This window comes from Paenibacillus sp. FSL K6-2862, assembly GCF_038005125.1.
Lineage (GTDB): Bacteria > Bacillota > Bacilli > Paenibacillales > Paenibacillaceae > Paenibacillus > Paenibacillus illinoisensis_A.
Genome location: NZ_JBBOSN010000001.1, coordinates 6016242 through 6034020 on the forward strand (window position 1 = coordinate 6016242; position 17779 = coordinate 6034020).

Below are 17779 nucleotides of genomic sequence, written 5' to 3' on the forward strand. Positions count from 1 at the left end.
TCCTCTCTATTGCCGCGCGTTATACACGACCTACATCATTGACAGCTTTGTCCAAACTTCGATCATAGAACTGCACAACCTTCTGATTCGCTTCATACGCACGATAGGCGGCATTCATATCCACCGTAGCTTGAGAAGCATCCACATTCGATCCTTCCAGGTAGCCCTGACGGATCTGCACATTATCTCCCGCAGCCATCATTCGCGCTGTAGCACCTTCCTGGTCATACAGACTAAAATTACCGTCACCCTGCCGAACCAGTTGGTTAGGTTGATCAATGACGCTGATTCCAAGCGTAACCCCCGTCGGTGCTCCCGTGCCTGCATCCACAAGACGGCCTTGCTCATCCACTTTAAATTGGTCCACTGAGCCTGTCAACACAACCGGCTGTCCATCATTATCCAGAACCTGAGCTCCCGTTGAGCTTAATAGTTCTCCCGTTCCGGTAACCTGGAAGTGACCATCACGTGTATATCTTGTATTGCCTTCCGCATCCCGCACCGTGAAATACGCTTGAGGCTGGTAGATCACCGTGCCATCAGCTCGTACAAATTTGCCTGAACCGTCAAAAGCGACAGGTTGTCCCGTCTGCGGATCATTAACGGACAGATTGGACGAAATGGCAAAATCACTCTTTTGACCACTCTCCATAATCGCTCCCTGCAAATTCATGGACAAGCTCTCTTCCGCGAACACCCCTGTGTTCAGCCTGCCCAGCCTCTTCGTCGGAACATTGGCATCTCCACCGACCAACGTAATGAGCATTTCCGGGAATGAACGGCTTACGCTGTTCACCTGTTTATATCCCGTCGTGTTGGCATTAACAATATTTTGAGTCGCTGTATCATGGCGGCGTTGCTGCGTAATCATTCCCGCGGTAGCGGTGTACAAACCTCTTAGCATGAATAAACCCCTCTCCTCAAGCGCTTGTCCTGCACTGCAGGATCAATGCTTGTCCGTTCTATTGCCGAGCATAGGCGAACCTTTGATACTTATATCGGCAGATCAGAACTTTTTCTTAACCACTTGATCCAAATTATTGAGCATAATGCCTGTCCCTTTTACGACACAATGCATCGGATCCTCTGCAACCCATACCGGTACATGCAGTTCATTGGACAAAAGCTCGTCCAGCCCATTAAGCAAAGCGCCTCCGCCTGTCAGCACGACACCCCGGTCAATAATATCCGCCGACAGCTCTGGTGGCGTCCGCTCCAATACCGATTTTGCTGCAACGATAATGGATTGCACGGAATCCCATAACGCTTCCTGTACTTCACTTCCCGACACCGTTACGGTAACAGGCAATCCGGATACCATATCCCGTCCGCGAATGTCCATCTCGGTTTGACGTCCAGCCGGGTTTACGGAACCAATCGCAATCTTCAGGTCCTCGGCAGTGCGTTCACCGATCATGAGTTTGTACTTGGCTTTGATAAACTTGATAATCGCTTCGTCGAACTTGTCCCCTGCGACTTTAATAGAAGAGGCGGTGACTACGTCGCCCATAGACAGGACTGCAACGTCAGTCGTTCCGCCGCCGATATCCACGACCATATTGCCGCTCGGCTGAAAAATATCCATTCCTGCACCAATGGCTGCCGCTTTTGGCTCTTCTTCCAAAAATACTTCTTTGGCACCACTGCGCTCCGCAGCCTCACGGATAGCCTTCTGCTCCACGGAAGTAATATTCGTCGGTGCACAGATCAGAATACGCGGGTGGCTGTACCAGCTTCTCGCCCCCACGCGATTAATGAAATGTCTGAGCATCGCTTCCGTAATTTCGAAGTCCGCAATAACACCGTCACGCAGCGGTCGGATGGCAACAATGTTACCCGGAGTACGCCCCACCATACGACGCGCTTCCTCCCCAACAGCAAGGACCCGCTTCGTATCGCTTTCAATGGTCACGACGGAAGGTTCATCGAGGACGACCCCACTTCCTTTCACGTGAATAAGCACGTTCGCCGTGCCAAGATCAATACCGATATCCTTGCTTAACATAAAAGAGCCCCCAAAGTGATATTATTTGGTCAGCGTATCCTGTGAAAAAGAGTCCCTTATCACGTCACCGCTCGTTCGACAAAGTGCAACATATATATGTAAAAATCGGGCTGATAAGATGTCATAATTCGATCCTGTACCAGCTTTTAACATATCATACTTCAGGGGAGGGATTCAATCCATGTGTGAGCTTTTTGGCCTACGTCTTTTCGCGATGTTTACGATTTAGCGGAAGCCAGTACTTCACGCTTTTTGCCGCTTGTTTTTTTGTATTTGATTTTGGTCGCTTCGCCGCCCCGCAAGTGGCGGATGGACTTGTGGTACTCCAGGATATGTTTCACCTGGTCAGCAAGATCAGGGTTGATTTCCGGCAGACGCTCCGTCAGGTCCTTATGCACAGTACTCTTTGACACGCCGAACTCTTTGGCAATGGTACGGACCGTATTCCTCGTCTCGACAATGCAGCGACCTATTTTTATGGTCCGTTCCTTGATGTAATCGTGCACGCTCCCGCCTCCCTACTGTGTGGATAGTTTGGTACATTATATGAGGAGCATGCCTATATATTCGCGGTTTAAAGGTGTGACAAGCTTCGGAGGTCCCAATAATTTCTGAAAACCACAAAAAAAGCAGAGGGGATTTCCCTCTGCCCTTTTCATTCTGCGTTAAAAATCATTTATTTTTCCGGAAGATATCCTTGTGGGTTAACCGGTTGACCGTCTTCGTATACTTCGAAGTGCAGGTGGTTGCCGAGCGTTTTTTCCAGTTCATTTACGCCAGCGGATGCAATTGCATCTCCCTGTTTCACTTCATCATCCTGTTTCACTTTGACGTCAGACAGGCTTTGGTATACGGTTTTGAGGTTATCACTGTGCGTGATTTCCACAACTTGACCCGTCAGCGGATTTTGCTCCACCCGTGTCACTTTACCGCCGAGTGCTGCTTTTACTTCAAATGATTTGTTATCCCCACGCGCCAGGTCTACGCCGGTGTTCGGAATAAACGTATCGTTGTACTGCACCATTGCGGCTTCATGTTCTTCGGTAGAGCCTTCGTTCTCATAGAACGGTTTAACAACAGAGATTTCCGACGGACTTGCTACTGGCCATGCAAAACTTTCCGACTGAGCGACAACTTCCACACTTTCTTCTCCACCAACTGCTGCTTCTTCTGTACCCGATGCTCCTGTTTCTACTACTCCACTAGCAGGATCGGAGTTCAGCGTTTTCTCGCCTGTACCCTGATAGACCCACACTAATGTTAGTATAATGCCTGCTGCTGCGATGTAGGCTGCCGGGAAGACCCAACGTTTGGACATTGCTCTTTTCCATGAAGAGGGCTGGCTGGCCGGTACTCCTTGAGTTGTTTTAGGAGTTTCTTCTTGGACTGTTTTTTTGTTTTGTTCATTCATCTTGATCACCTCAGTAACAAGTGTTACCGGGTGCAACTCTTTTATACACGCGCGACTCTAATTTTTTTCACGAAGGTTTCAGAGAGTGCTATATATGACTGATATGGGGATGTCCGTGCACCGCTCCGGGGCCAGAAAACCTTCCGACCGGCTGTTATCCCCGTATTTCCATATTATATTCTCCCAAGGGAGAAATCCGGTGATAAAGGCGGACGCTACGCTTCTAAAGGTCTTTTCTGTCCCCTGCGCTCTCCATATACTCTCACTTTCTGCATAAATAGCCGAATCTCGAAAGCTCCGGAATGGGTATTTGGTTGGTAGAGAAGCCGGATTAATTCAGATTGATTCGCATTTATTCAACTGTCTTGATGTCTCTTATTTCGAGGCCAGCATCTTCGATGCCTGTCCAAAGGAGATGCCTGTATAGTAGTGTTTCAGAATCTGTGTCGCAGTGTGTCCCTCCTGCGCCATGCCATTCGCTCCCCACTGGCTCATTCCCACGCCATGTCCGTAACCGAAGGTCGTAATCTGCACCTCGTCACCCTCTGTCGTCCAGCTGAATTGACTGGATCTCAATCCAAGCAGTTTACGCACCTCTGGTCCACTGAACGTTGAACCTGCGATCTGCATCTCCTTAATTCGGTGACCTTCTGTTGTAGACAGCACTTCCATCCAGGAGCCACCTTCCTGGGCAGTGACCGGGATAGCATTGGCACTCAAATTCAACTTCTGGAGAATTTCGCTGCGCTTCATTGTGACGGTCTCCTTGAATCCCGGGGCTAACTTCTGATCCCATGGACTCGCTACACTTTTCAAATAGGGTACGACATTTCCCCATACATCCTCAGCGTTCTCTGTATAACCGTTACTTGTAGAAAAAAAGGATGCGGTAATGGCCTTACCCTGATATGTCATCACGGCGTCCCGGCTTTCGCGGATGGCCTGCTGTAACTTCTCCCATTCCTCCGCTTTCCCCAACCGTGTCCATTCCTTTTCTACCTGGTCCGGTGGAAGAAACACCTGATGACTAACCGTATCCGTTACATCCGCATCACCCGATGGTACACCGCTGGTATCATGTGCTGCCAGCCTTCTGACGATAAAGGTCCGCGCTGCAATTGCCTGGGCTTTCAATGCCTCAAGCCTGAACTCGGCAGGCATCTCTGCAGCAACAACACCCGTCACGTACTCCTCAAGCGGAAGATTCATTGTTGTTCCCGTTGCAGACAGATACACTCTTACATGGGGTTCTGGGTATGTCACTGGCACAGCTGGGGCAGGGACGGTGTTCGTTACACTGCCTGTTGATGGTGCAACAGGGATCGGCTTCACCGGATCACTTGTCCGGGGCCACACTAATATAGCAGGGATCAGGAGTGCCAGCGCCAAGAGCCCTGATACAGCAGCAGCTGGTTGCCAGCGCCTGGATCCGCTTGACCACCTGCGTCCTCTTCCGAATGTCCTCATCCGACGTCTCTTTACTGGGCGGAACTGATCCAGTTCTATGACAGGTCCGCGGATTCCCCTTGACTCACGCTCAGACTGGTCTGATGCTCCTGTTGGGTTTGGATTGATTATTCTTTTGGCCTCTGCAGCTGAACTTCTGGTATTCATCGCTGTGAGCTTGTCTTTCTCCATTCCGGCATCCGAAGTCTGCTTGGACTCCTCCATCATTGGACGGGGGACAAGGGGCACCTTAACCTGTATACGAGCTTCTTTCATTTCGACATACCCTCCGTTGTACATAGGCCGTCATAGACCGGTCCTTTTGTTCAAATCCATAGTTTAGGGTATGAGCTGTTTCGATCTGATAGAACCTGATTTGAGAGAAAGAAAGAGCTTTTGATTCTTTTTAATGTTAGATTAACATTGCTCTGTTATAGTGGATAAACCGCCGATATACAGCCATTTTTGACATCCATAACCTTGCACCGCATTCTCTATTGAAATTCGTTTATTTGATTGTATATATTTAAAAATTTGACCCACAGTTCTTCCATTAGGACCAGCTATTAATAGAATCAGGTACTGAATTGTTGGCCATACTTTAATAGCATAGTGTCAAAAAAAGGCATAAAAAAAGCCAAGCCAGATGGCTTAGCTTTTTACTAAAAACATGATTTAAGCCCAAGTCGGTTGTACCTTGAACATCGGCACTTCTTCCTCAGCTTTTTCGGTTGCAGGCTTAGCTGCGTCCAGTTTCGGTTCTTCAACCGAAATACGGTAGATGTCGGCTCCGAGTCCATTTAGCTTTTCAGCCAGGTGAACGTAGCCGCGGTCGATGTGATGAACACCGCCGACTTCAGTTGTGCCTTCAGCAACCAGACCCGCAATAATGAGTGCAGCACCCGCACGCAAATCGGTAGCTGTAACTTTGGCACCCTTCAGTTTCGCATTACCTGTAATGATGGACGAACGGCCTTCCACTTTGATCTCCGCATTCATCAATTGGAATTCATCCACATGCATGAAGCGATTCTCAAATACCGTCTCTGTTACAACACTTGTTCCTTCTGATGCCAGCAAGAGCGCCATCATCTGGGACTGCATGTCAGTAGGGAATCCAGGGTATGGTAATGTTTTCACATCTACTGCCTTGAGTGGACGGTCCGCAATGACACGTACCCCATTCTCATCTGGCAGGATGGTCACTCCCATCTCTTCCATCTTGGCAATAACCGAACCCAAATGATCGGAGATTGCACCTTCGATGTAGACGTCGCCACCAGAAATAGCAGCAGCAGCCATGTAGGTACCCGCTTCTACCCGGTCAGGAATCACTGTGTGCTTCACTCCAGTGAGTTTCTCCACACCTTCGATGCGAATAACTCCTGTACCCGCTCCACGCACTTTGGCACCCATTCCGTTAAGGAAGTTGGCCAGATCCACAATCTCAGGTTCTTTCGCTGCGTTCTCCAGCACGGTAACACCGTCAGCCAGCGTTGCAGCCATCATAATATTTTGAGTAGCTCCGACGGAAGCTACATCCAGATAAATTTTTGCACCGCGCAACCGTCCTTGGCTGCGAGCTTCGATATAGCCTTGGCCCAAGCTGATCTCGGCACCCATGGCTTCAAAACCTTTCAAATGCTGATCAATCGGCCGTGTTCCGATGGCACATCCACCAGGAAGCGAAATTCTTGTATGACCCATACGCGTCAATAAAGGCCCCATGACCAGAAAAGACGCCCGCATTTTACTTACCCATTCATACGGGGCTTCGCAGGAAGTAAGTTTTTCCGCATTCACGGTAATCACCTCGTCCCGGTATGTAACACCCGCTCCCAGCGATTCCAACACTTTGTTAATCGTCATCACATCGTCTAGAGGAGGTGCGTCAATAATAACGCTTTGTCCTTCTTCCCCTAGTAGAGAGGCAGCGATGATCGGAAGAACAGAATTTTTAGCGCCGCTAACTTTGACACTTCCGGTCAACCTTTTGCCACCGCGGACGATAAATTTGCTCATCATGGTTCCCTCCGCGCTTTTATTCCCTTTTCTTCATTCCGGAATACGTAAGCCCTCTGTGTTAGAAAGGACTGTTGCTGTGTGTGGAATTTCGACATTCCCCGGCAAAAAACGCCTGATGTCTGTTCAGAAAAGAATTGGTTTATAATCCAAAATTGATGATAACACTTGCCGTGCTGATTGCCTGCAAACTTGTAATTAAGGCTTACAGGTCAGCAAAACATCAGGACAGACGGATTGGGATAATTATTAGCCGGCAAATACCGGGGATCCCGTTTATAACCTAAGGTTAAAGTGAACAATAGTTAATTCCCTAACTTCCATCATAACATTTTTGAATTGTACGATACAAGCATTTTTACATAAAACATCTCAGTTCAACCAATTATACGTCACACATTTTTCTTAATTGTTAACAGGTTGGTCATACTCTAATTGTTGACACAAACAATCGATGTTATTCGACAATCAGGCTGCATGAAGAACCTAACAGATGATTAACCAACCATCTCAACATTAAAACAAATGACGCAACATTTGGGTCCATGATAAATAATCAATAACGAACCCGGATACGGCATGACCCAGAATAATGGCAAACAGCAAATGCAGCAATCTTCCTTGAGCACCCTTCGGCTGTCTGATAATCAGATCAAGTTTCAGGTTTTGCAGTGCCCACCATGCGAGTGCTATACACAATAGCGAAACGACAATCGAAACTAACCCATTTGTGCTTAATGACTGGTTCAACTGATTCGTCAGATCAATATCCATATATTCATTACCTCCACATTTGTTGCAGCAACCAGCGCAATTTTGCTTGTCATCCTTAATTTAAAAGTCATAAGAATGGTTTGTTCCAGCAGAACACAACTGACTCACCGCTGAAGTACCCCATATGGAGATCCTTCGTGTTGCCCATTCATCGAGCAGCACAATCGGGCTGGAATGATCATGGAATTCATCTTCGCAGCTGCATTCTCTGCTGACTCTATGGAATATAGGCTCTTTCATCATACATTGTCAATTACATTGATTTCCACTTTGAGAATATTTTAATTTTAAACCATCGGGATTTTGTGACTAAAACGACATAAAAGAGCGCTATTTCGATATCGATCTTGTCATTTCCTCGGAAATAATTTGGTTTGAACTGGCCAAAAATGGGTCTATTAGTGGTAACTATCACCACTACTATAGTCCTATACTATATTCAATATCACACGAACGGTGATCATTGTTTACAAAAATTAACGGAGAATCTACATAAAATCATCCAGTAAATTACGATTGCATTAAATAAATATGGAAGCCATTTCTGCGAAACACAGCGAAAAAGCCCGGCAGACCAAGCCGCCGGGCTTCCTTTAATCGTTTATTTGCCGTATACGTTGATCCGGTTAACCGCTTTTTGCAGAGCAATCTCTGCCCGGCGGTGATCAAAGTGGTCCTGGTTGCTTTGGCTGCTGAGACGGCGTTCTGCCCGTTCCTTCGCTGCACGCGCACGATCCACATCGATATTTTCCGGGAATTCGGCACTTTCTGCGAGAACAACAACCTTATCTTTGCGGACTTCGATAAAACCGCCGCCAATAGCGACCTGCTTGTTCTCTTTTCCGTTCCTGATAATAATTGGTGCAATCTGCAATGGTGTAACCATAGGGATATGGCCTGGCAAGATCCCCAGTTCCCCTTCAATACCACGAGCGATGATGCTATCTGCTTGCTCCGAATAGACCAAACGCTCAGGCGTTACGATTTCCAACAAAAAGGTGCTCAATTCCATCCCTCCTGAAACTATCCGAAGGATAGCTCGCTTCATAAGGACAATCCTGGATTCAGATTATACCAGTGTTTTAGCTTTCTCCACTGCCTCTTCAATCGTACCCACGAAGAGGAATGCTGCTTCCGGCAGATCGTCATGCTTGCCTTCGAGAATCTCTTTAAAGCTGCGCACTGTTTCTTTAACCGGAACGTATTTACCCGGAATACCGTTAAATGCTTCAGCAACGTGGAAAGGCTGGGACAAGAAACGTTGAATTTTACGAGCACGGTAAACGAGCGCTCTGTCTTCTTCACTCAGCTCGTCCATACCCAGGATCGCAATGATATCCTGCAGCTCATTATAACGCGCCAAGATGCGTTTAACGCCTTGTGCTACGCTATAGTGTTCTTCACCTACAACTTCTGGTGCCAAGATCCGGGAGCTGGATGCAAGTGGATCTACCGCAGGGTAGATACCCATCTCGGAAATTTTACGCTCCAGGTTCGTTGTTGCATCCAAGTGAGCAAACGTTGTTGCAGGAGCTGGATCCGTATAGTCATCCGCAGGTACGTAGATCGCCTGGATCGATGTAACCGATCCTTTTTTCGTGGAAGTGATACGCTCTTGCAATTGACCCATTTCTGTTGCCAGCGTAGGCTGGTAACCTACCGCGGAAGGCATACGTCCGAGCAAGGCAGATACTTCTGAACCCGCTTGGGTGAAACGGAAGATGTTATCGATAAAGAGCAACACGTCACGGCCTTCTTCATCACGGAAATATTCCGCCATCGTCAGACCTGTGAGGGCTACACGAAGACGTGCGCCTGGAGGCTCGTTCATTTGTCCGAAGACCATTGCTGTTTTGTTGATAACGCCGGAATCACTCATCTCGTGATACAAGTCGTTACCTTCACGTGTACGCTCACCAACACCCGCGAATACGGAAATACCACCGTGCTCTTGCGCAATGTTGTTGATCAATTCTTGAATTGTAACGGTTTTACCTACACCGGCACCACCGAACAAACCGATTTTACCACCTTTGGCGTAAGGAGCCAGCAAGTCGATAACTTTGATACCTGTCTCCAGCATTTCAGCTTGAGTCGTCAGTTCATCGAATGCAGGAGCAGAGCGGTGAATCGGGTTTTTATGTTCAGCAGCTACAGTACCGCCAGTATCAATTGCTTCGCCGAGTACGTTAAATACACGACCCAGTGTCGCTTCCCCAACAGGTACAGAGATTGGAGCTCCTGTATCTACTGCTTCCATACCACGTACGAGACCGTCCGTGGAGGACATCGCGATACAACGTACCCGGTTGTCACCCAGATGTTTCGAAGCTTCGAGTGTAAGACTTACACTTACGCCGCTTTCGCTTACTGTAGTGATCGTAATGGCATTGAGGATTTCCGGCAGACCGCCGCGATCAAACTCGACGTCAACAACCGGACCCATGATGCTCACAACGCGTCCTTTGTTCATCTTAACGTTCCCCTCCTACAAGCCTGCTACTTTGACAAAAATAAAGTTCCGTTCGTTTATCTTTGCAGTGCAAGCCTTCATTAAATAAAAAACGGTTAGCCTTGTGCTGCGTTGGCACCTGCCACAATTTCCGTAATCTCCTGCGTGATCGCCGCTTGACGGGCACGGTTGTATGTCAATGACAAATCGTTAATGAGTTTGGATGCATTTTTGGTTGCATTACCCATTGCCGTCATTTTCGCGCCCAGCTCACTCGCCTTACCGTTCAGAAGTGCACCGTAGATCAGCGTTTCCGCATAACGCGGTAGCAAAACTTCCAGTACAGCTTCAGCTGAAGGCTCGTATTCGTAGCTCGCCGTCGGTCCTTCCGCAGCAGTTACCTCAGGTGTTTCCATTGGAAGAAGTTTTTCTACCGTAGGAATCTGGGTCAACGCATTCACAAAGCGGTTATAACAAATGTACAATTCATCAAATTTAGCCAACTCAAATCCTTGAACAGCCTCGTGTGCAATAGATTTGATGTCTGCAAATGCTGGTGAATCGGATAGATCCGTTGTAACGGATGCCATCGCAATTTCGCGCCGTCTGAAGTAATCGCGTCCTTTACGCCCAATAACGAACAACTCGTAGTCATCTTGGGAGTTATGGCGCTCTTTGAGCGTCAGATTGACCTGACGCAAAACGTTCGCATTGTATCCACCCGCAAGACCGCGGTCCGATGTAATGATCAGGTAAGCTGTCTTTTTGACCGGACGGCTCTCGAGCATCGGATGCTGGATCCCTTGCGTGCTTGATGCAATACTAGCCACAACTTCTTTCAGTTTCTCCGAATACGGACGGGCTGCCTCAGCTTTTTCCTGCGCTTTACGCAGTTTTGCAGCTGCAACCATCTCCATTGCTTTGGTGATTTGCTTGGTGCTTTGTACGCTTTTAATTTGCCGCTTAATTTCGCGCATGCCTTTTGCCATGATTTCACCACCTCAAAACTTTGACAAAGTCAAAGTTACTTCGTAAGCCCAAACCAGTTTTGACGTAGTCAAAACTACTTCGTAAGCATAATCTTACTTTGAAAGCATCAAAGTTTTACACGCAGACATGCGGAATCGGTTAAACAACTCCGCAGCTGCAATCATCTATTTAGACAGAGACAGCGAAGCTCTTTCTGAACTTCTCGATTGCACCTTTCAGTGCATTTTCATTGTCTGCAGTCAATTCTTTTGTATCACGGATGGATCCGAGAATTTCCGGATGGTTGCTCTCCATGAACGCGAGGAATTCGTGTTCAAAACGAGTCACATCACCTGTAGGGATTTCATCCAGGAATCCTTTAACTGCTGTGTACAAGCTTACAACCTGTTGTTCAACAGGCAGAGGCTGGTTTACACCCTGCTTCAGGATTTCCATCATACGAGCACCACGATTCAGGCGGGCCTGAGTGGCTTTATCCAGATCGGAACCGAACTGGGAGAACGCTTGAAGCTCACGATATTGAGCGAGGTCGAGACGCAGGGAACCTGCAACCTTTTTCATCGCTTTGATCTGAGCAGAACCACCGACACGAGATACGGAGATACCTACGTTGATCGCCGGGCGTTGTCCAGCATTGAACAAGTCGGCTTCCAGGAAGATTTGTCCGTCCGTAATGGAGATTACGTTCGTCGGGATGTAAGCAGATACGTCGGAAGCTTGTGTTTCAATAAACGGAAGTGCGGTTAAAGAACCACCACCAAGTTCATCATTCAGCTTCGCAGCACGCTCCAGCAAACGGGAGTGCAAGTAGAAGACGTCACCCGGATAAGCCTCACGGCCTGGAGGACGACGAAGCAGCAAGGAAAGCTCACGGTAAGCAGAAGCTTGTTTAGTCAAGTCATCATAGATAACCAGAACATGCTCGCCTTTGTACATGAAGTACTCGCCCATCGAACAACCGGAATACGGTGCGATGTACAAGAGTGGTGATGGATCGGAAGCAGCTGCAGTTACAACGATTGTGTACTCCATTGCGCCTTTACGACGAAGAGTTTCCACAACTTGTGCAACTGTAGATTGTTTCTGACCAATAGCCACATAGATACACTTCATGCCGCTGCCTTTTTGGTTCAGGATCGCATCAATTGCGATCGAAGTTTTACCTGTTTGACGGTCACCGATGATCAACTCACGTTGTCCGCGACCGATTGGTACCATGGCATCAATCGCTTTGATACCTGTTTGCATCGGCTCATGAACGGATTTACGATCCATTACGCCTGGTGCTTTACCTTCAACCGGACGGAATTCCGTTGTCGCGATTGGCCCTTTGCCATCGACTGGAATACCGAGCGGGTTCACAACACGTCCAATCAATGCTTCGCCTACAGGCACTTGCATGATTTGGCCAGTACGCTTCACTTGGTCGCCTTCACGAATATCATAGTAAGGTCCCAGGATAACGACACCGACATTGCTTTCTTCCACGTTCATGGCGAGTCCCATTACACCGCTTGGGAATTCAACCAACTCGTTGGACATGACGTTCTCAAGTCCGTATACACGAGCAATACCATCACCAACCTCGATAACCGTCCCGACTTCGACTACATCGATATCGGTCTTGTATTGTTCGATTTGGCTCTTAATTAATGTACTGATTTCTTCTGGTTTGATACTCAAGTGTCCTCACCCCAATCTACTGTACTCGTCTGTTAAAAGACTGCTCAAGACGTTCGAGCTTGCCAGCCAAGCTGCCGTCATAGATCGTATCGCCAATGGCGACTTTCAATCCGCCCAGCAGAGTCGAATCGACAATGTTCTCGATACGGATCTTTTTATTCACACGGCCTCCGAATTCACGGGCTACCGCTTCTTTTTCTTCATCATTCAATGCATAAGTCGAGTAAACGCGAGCATCGGCAATGCCGAGCGAGTCGCCCTCGATCTTCAGATAATCACTCAAAAGAGCTTCCAGCAGTTCAACGCGACCACGCTCAATCAAGAGCAGAACCGTGCGCAGGACAGGTTCGGACACTTTGCCATCAAGGCTCGCATGAAGCACGTTCCGCTTGGCTTCATCAGAGATGTTCGGAGATACGATGAACTTGATGATCTCAGCATCCCCAGTCAATCCGCTGACAACCGCACGCAGTTCCTGTTCAACTTCAAGCACCTGCTGCTGCTGGAGAGCGACTTCGAACAATGCTTTCGCATAACGCTTGGCAACAATCGTATCACGGCTCATTGTCGGCCCCCTACCTCATTGAGGTATTGGTTCACAAGCTCTTCTTGTGCTGGACCGTTCTCAACTTCTTTTTTGATCAATTTGGAAGCAATCTGAACGGAAGCTGTACCCAGTTCGCTGCGAAGCGCTGCAACCGCTTTGTTCTTCTCGCTTTCAATTTCACGTACCGCATCGTCTTTCAGACGATTAGCCTCAGCTTTTGCGTCAGCCAGAATTGACTCAGCCTGTTTGCCGCCCGTTTGTTTGGACTGTTCAATGATGTCGTGAGCTTCCTTGCGCGCTTGCTCCAGAGCTTGTTTTTGTTCCTCCACATAGGCAATGGCCTGTTCCCGAGTCTGAGCAGCCTCATTCATCTGCGTCAGCACGAGTTCGCGACGTTTTTCCATGATGGAGAACAAAGGACCGAAAGCATAACGGCTAAGCAGCCAATATAAAATTGCAAATGCGATAATCGCAAGAAGCGTATTTTCCCATACGAAACTCAATCTGTTCACTCCTTCCTGGAGGTATCCTTGAAACGTTCATCCGCATGAACGGACATTACCTAAAAAGAAGGCGCGGATGGCTATGGCCTTCCCCGCCAAACCTTATCAATTTAATTAAGCCATACCGTAGAACATGAACGCGAGTACCACACCGATGATCGGCAATACCTCGATCAGACCTACCCCGATAAACATTGTTGTTTGAAGAGTGGATTTTGCTTCTGGTTGACGCGCGATTCCTTCTACTGTCTTGCTGATTACCATACCGTTACCGATACCTGCGCCAAACGCGCCCAGTCCTGCAACAATTGCTGCTGCGATTAATGCCATTGCTCCCATTTGTATATCCTCCTTAAAATTATAAATCGAATTTTTTTATTGTTCAGCCTGGTGAAGAAATCTTCGTCGGGCTTGGAACTTAATGTTCGTCGTGCGTCTCGATGCTCTGTGAAATGTACACCATCATCAAGATTACAAAAACAAATGCCTGGATCGCGCCGATAAAGATACTAAAGCCTTGCCACACCATCAGCAACGGAATGGCAGCAATTGCGCCAAACACTTTGAATGTCGTCAGTTTCAGGATCGTTGTGATCAGTACCTCACCCGCGAAGATATTCGCGAATAGACGCATACCGTGTGTCAACAGCTTGGATGCCGTCTCAATCAAGTTGATGGGCAAGAACAAGGCGAATGGCTGAAGGTAGTGCTTGAGATAACCTCTCGTGTTGCGGAACAATCCGAGTCCATGAGATACCATGAACGCAACAAGCGCCAGTCCCATGGTTACCGATAAATCAGCTGTAGGTGATTTCCACCATGCCAATTCAACGTGTGGGTGTGCTTCAGGGTCTTTGGCATGCGCTTCTTCAAACGCATCGACCGCTGTAACGATCGGCTGACCAAACACCTGCGCATGCTCTGCGCTGTCCACTGCGGTTACTGCCTGGAACGGAAGACCCAGCATGTTACCGACAAAGATGAACATGATCATGGAAAGAGCGAGAGAGATAAAGTGCTTCCCTTTCTTCATATCCATCGTACTGGAAATCAGATTGCGGACGAATTCGACTGCCCACTCCATAAAATTTTGCAGCTTGCCGGGGTTTTCAACGGACAACCTCCGTGTAGCCAGTACAGCAAAGATAAAAACGAGGGCACCTGTAACAACCAGCATCAACACAACCGATAGATCCAATCGAAATCCGCCAAGCATAATAATTGGAGCTTCATGCATATTTTTCTCACCCCTTTCTCGACTTGAAAGCTGCAGCACCTAACATCATTCTGCTCTGCGGGAATAGACGATCCCTATAATCAGTAAGGAAAATTGCGCAATGACCAGACCGCCTGCAACCGCGTATGTATTGAAGTACTGCGGAAAGCGCATCGATATGAATATACCGAGCACAGCGAGTGCCGCTCTTGTCAAAAATCCCAGGTTCACACGCTTCAAGTTACCTTCTGCCGCATCATCAGACATTTTCCTTACTTTGTAGCCCAGGTAAAATGCATTGATCCAGCTAATTCCTGTACCCAGGGCCAGTCCCAAAGCAATTGTCTCCACACGTGGCATAAAGGCCGCTGCGAGAAAACAAATCATAAGAAAGTACATGATGAAAACAGTCATCCATCTGCGGTATCTGGTTAGTTCACTCATCACTTTCCCCCATGAATTTTTTCGCGATAAAGTAGATGCTCACGCCGCCGGCGGCCAGAAAAAAGAGAACGCTTACGGCGATCCATATTCCGTTACCTCCAATGGTCTTGTCCAACCAGGAGCCAACGTAATATCCGGCAACAGCGAGAATGGCAATCTCGATCCCAAAAGCTGTCACGAGTCCCATCGCTTTCCATACGTTATCGTCATGGTTACGGGATGAATTTGGTTTGTTCGAATCGGCCATTTTCCACGCCACCCTTGCAATCCCAGTTAATTTTACTGAATGATGAGAGCCTTTGTCAATTGATTGATTTTAGCGTTTTAAAGGGTAAAACGACGGGTTTACAGGCCCCCGGGAGCCCATAAACCCGCGTAAACCGTACAGTTTAACTGTATGCTGTACCCTTTATGATTCAGTCAGAAAAAACGAATTATTTTTTGAATTTTCTGTGAAATGATTCCGGACGCTCACTATTTACGCCAAAATGGTGCAAAATCGCATTGACAATTCTTTCCGATGCATGTCCATCACCGTATGGATTGGCAGCTTGACTCATGCTTGCATACAGCGTTTCATCTGTAAGCAGAGCTTTGGTCCGTTCATAAACACGTTCCTCATCCGTACCCACCAGTTCCAACGTTCCGGCCTCGATGCCTTCCGGGCGCTCCGTAGTATCCCGCAGAACCAGCACGGGCACACCAAACGAAGGCGCTTCTTCCTGCAAACCGCCTGAATCGGTCAAAATCAAGTGAGTATGCGGATAAAAGTTATGCAAATCCACCACGTCTAGTGGATCAATTAATTGAATACGGGGGTGATTCCCCAAAATCGCGTGAGCCGGCTCCTTCACAGCAGGACTTGGATGCACCGGGTACACGATGGCAATATCTTCGAACTCGTCGGCAATCCGTTTGACGGCCTGGAAAATGTTGCGGTGAGGCTCGCCTTGGGATTCACGGCGGTGAGCTGTCATCAGCACAAGACGTTTGCCCTGTGCCCATTCAAGTACCGGATGTGTGTAATCCTGCCTTACTGTATATTGAAACACATCTGTTACCGTGTTGCCTGTGACATAGGTACTAGACTCCGGTTTATTTTCTTTGGCAAGGTTGGAGAACGACCAATCTGTCGGTGCAAAATGCAAGTCTGCAAGTACACCGGTCAACTGGCGGTTCATTTCCTCCGGATACGGAGACAGCTTATTCCATGTACGAAGACCTGCTTCCACATGGCCCACCTGAATCTGCTGCAGGAACGCTGCGTAGCTGGCTACAAACGTAGTCAGCGTATCCCCGTGAACAAGCACGATGTCGGGTTTTGCTTCGCGCAGTACAGGCTCCAGGCCACCAAGCACACGAATCGTGATTTCATTCAGCGTTTGGCGATCTTTCATCACGTCCAGATCATAGTCCGGTTGAATGTTAAACACTTCAAGAACCTGATCCAGCATTTGACGATGTTGTGCGGTCACACAGACGATGGATTCGATAGATTCGGGATGTTTCTGAAGTTCCAAAATAAGCGGAGCCATCTTGATGGCTTCCGGACGAACTCCGAATATCGTCATGACTTTAATTTTCTTGGACATTCAAACAAAGCCCCTTTTCTATTCAGCATGCAGCATGCTTATTTAGTGCCGTACAGACGGTCTCCTGCATCTCCCAATCCGGGAACGATATAACCGTGATCGTCCAGACGATCGTCCAGAGCAGCCACATAGATGTCCACATCCGGATGCGCGTCCTGAACTGCTTTTACACCTTCAGGTGCTGCCACAAGGTTCATCATTTTAATTTGCGTACAGCCTCGTTTTTTGAGCACGTCAATAGCAGCAATGGCAGAACCGCCAGTCGCCAGCATCGGGTCGATGACAATCAATTGACGCTCTGTAACGTCGGTAGGCAGTTTGGTGTAGTATTCTACCGGTTGCAATGTTTCCGGATCACGGAACAGACCAACATGTCCAACTTTTGCAGCTGGCAACAATTTCACAACGCCATCGAGCATTCCGAGTCCTGCACGCAGAATCGGCACCAGTCCGAGCATACGTCCGGAAATAACTTTGCCTTGTGTTTCAGCTACAGGAGTTTGTACATCAATAGTCTCCAGTTCAACATCTCTTGTAATCTCGTAAGCCATCAGTGTAGCCACTTCATCCACCAATTCACGGAAATCTTTCGTATTCGTACGCATGTCGCGTATAAACGTCAGTTTGTGTTGAATCAAAGGGTGATCACATATTACTAATTTTCCCATCTAATTTGTCCCTCCGGTAAGTTCTT

General features: G+C 47.9%; 19 protein-coding genes. All 19 read right to left on the bottom strand.

Going from position 1 to position 17779, the window contains the following annotated elements:
* Window positions 1–19: 19 nt before the first annotated feature.
* Window positions 20–904, bottom strand: a complete 885-nt coding sequence (locus MHB82_RS27265; protein ID WP_095359957.1) for a flagellar hook-basal body protein — start codon at window positions 902–904, stop codon at window positions 20–22.
* 102 nt (window positions 905–1006) lie between these two features.
* Entirely contained in the window at window positions 1007–2005 is a 999-nt protein-coding gene (locus MHB82_RS27270; RefSeq protein ID WP_095291319.1) for a rod shape-determining protein, read from the bottom strand.
* A 218-nt stretch (window positions 2006–2223) separates the two neighbouring features.
* Window positions 2224–2511, bottom strand: coding sequence for a sporulation transcriptional regulator SpoIIID (gene spoIIID, locus MHB82_RS27275; RefSeq protein ID WP_024632710.1), 288 nt, complete (start codon window positions 2509–2511; stop codon window positions 2224–2226).
* Between the two features lie 170 nt (window positions 2512–2681).
* Window positions 2682–3416, bottom strand: a complete 735-nt coding sequence (locus MHB82_RS27280; protein ID WP_341176299.1) for a M23 family metallopeptidase — start codon at window positions 3414–3416, stop codon at window positions 2682–2684.
* Window positions 3417–3791: 375 nt separating this feature from the next.
* Complete coding sequence (gene spoIID, locus MHB82_RS27285) at window positions 3792–4883, bottom strand: stage II sporulation protein D (RefSeq protein WP_441339398.1); 1092 nt, start codon at window positions 4881–4883, stop codon at window positions 3792–3794.
* 654 nt (window positions 4884–5537) lie between these two features.
* A complete protein-coding gene (murA, locus tag MHB82_RS27290; RefSeq protein WP_095359959.1) occupies window positions 5538–6884 on the bottom strand; it encodes a UDP-N-acetylglucosamine 1-carboxyvinyltransferase in 1347 nt (448 codons plus the stop codon).
* A gap of 516 nt (window positions 6885–7400) precedes the next feature.
* Window positions 7401–7658, bottom strand: coding sequence for a DUF1146 family protein (locus tag MHB82_RS27295; RefSeq protein ID WP_095359960.1), 258 nt, complete (start codon window positions 7656–7658; stop codon window positions 7401–7403).
* 601 nt (window positions 7659–8259) lie between these two features.
* The gene (locus tag MHB82_RS27300; protein ID WP_341176301.1) at window positions 8260–8664 is read right to left on the bottom strand and encodes a F0F1 ATP synthase subunit epsilon; all 405 of its coding nucleotides are present in this window, start codon (window positions 8662–8664) and stop codon (window positions 8260–8262) included.
* Window positions 8665–8727: 63 nt separating this feature from the next.
* Window positions 8728–10131 (bottom strand): F0F1 ATP synthase subunit beta, encoded by a 1404-nt coding sequence (gene atpD / locus MHB82_RS27305; RefSeq protein WP_095359962.1) that lies wholly within the window; start codon window positions 10129–10131, stop codon window positions 8728–8730.
* Window positions 10132–10226: 95 nt separating this feature from the next.
* Window positions 10227–11099, bottom strand: a complete 873-nt coding sequence (gene atpG, locus MHB82_RS27310; protein ID WP_095359963.1) for an ATP synthase F1 subunit gamma — start codon at window positions 11097–11099, stop codon at window positions 10227–10229.
* A 169-nt stretch (window positions 11100–11268) separates the two neighbouring features.
* On the bottom strand, window positions 11269–12783 hold the full coding sequence (gene atpA / locus MHB82_RS27315) for a F0F1 ATP synthase subunit alpha (protein WP_095291229.1): 1515 nt from the start codon (window positions 12781–12783) through the stop codon (window positions 11269–11271).
* Between the two features lie 16 nt (window positions 12784–12799).
* On the bottom strand, window positions 12800–13348 hold the full coding sequence (locus MHB82_RS27320) for a F0F1 ATP synthase subunit delta (protein ID WP_183523643.1): 549 nt from the start codon (window positions 13346–13348) through the stop codon (window positions 12800–12802).
* A complete protein-coding gene (atpF, locus tag MHB82_RS27325; protein WP_095291225.1) occupies window positions 13345–13833 on the bottom strand; it encodes a F0F1 ATP synthase subunit B in 489 nt (162 codons plus the stop codon). Before atpF ends, MHB82_RS27320 begins: the two co-directional genes overlap by 4 nt.
* A 114-nt stretch (window positions 13834–13947) precedes the next feature.
* The gene (atpE, locus tag MHB82_RS27330; RefSeq protein ID WP_017691934.1) at window positions 13948–14172 is read right to left on the bottom strand and encodes a F0F1 ATP synthase subunit C; all 225 of its coding nucleotides are present in this window, start codon (window positions 14170–14172) and stop codon (window positions 13948–13950) included.
* Between the two features lie 79 nt (window positions 14173–14251).
* Complete coding sequence (atpB, locus tag MHB82_RS27335; RefSeq protein WP_095291222.1) at window positions 14252–15070, bottom strand: F0F1 ATP synthase subunit A; 819 nt, start codon at window positions 15068–15070, stop codon at window positions 14252–14254.
* Window positions 15071–15115: 45 nt separating this feature from the next.
* Window positions 15116–15493, bottom strand: coding sequence for an ATP synthase subunit I (locus MHB82_RS27340; protein WP_095291219.1), 378 nt, complete (start codon window positions 15491–15493; stop codon window positions 15116–15118).
* Entirely contained in the window at window positions 15486–15740 is a 255-nt protein-coding gene (locus MHB82_RS27345; RefSeq protein ID WP_079350324.1) for an AtpZ/AtpI family protein, read from the bottom strand. Before MHB82_RS27345 ends, MHB82_RS27340 begins: the two co-directional genes overlap by 8 nt.
* Window positions 15741–15927: 187 nt before the next feature.
* The gene (wecB, locus tag MHB82_RS27350; protein WP_095359964.1) at window positions 15928–17085 is read right to left on the bottom strand and encodes a non-hydrolyzing UDP-N-acetylglucosamine 2-epimerase; all 1158 of its coding nucleotides are present in this window, start codon (window positions 17083–17085) and stop codon (window positions 15928–15930) included.
* A gap of 38 nt (window positions 17086–17123) precedes the next feature.
* A complete protein-coding gene (gene upp, locus MHB82_RS27355; protein WP_053782842.1) occupies window positions 17124–17753 on the bottom strand; it encodes a uracil phosphoribosyltransferase in 630 nt (209 codons plus the stop codon).
* Window positions 17754–17779: the final 26 nt, after the last annotated feature.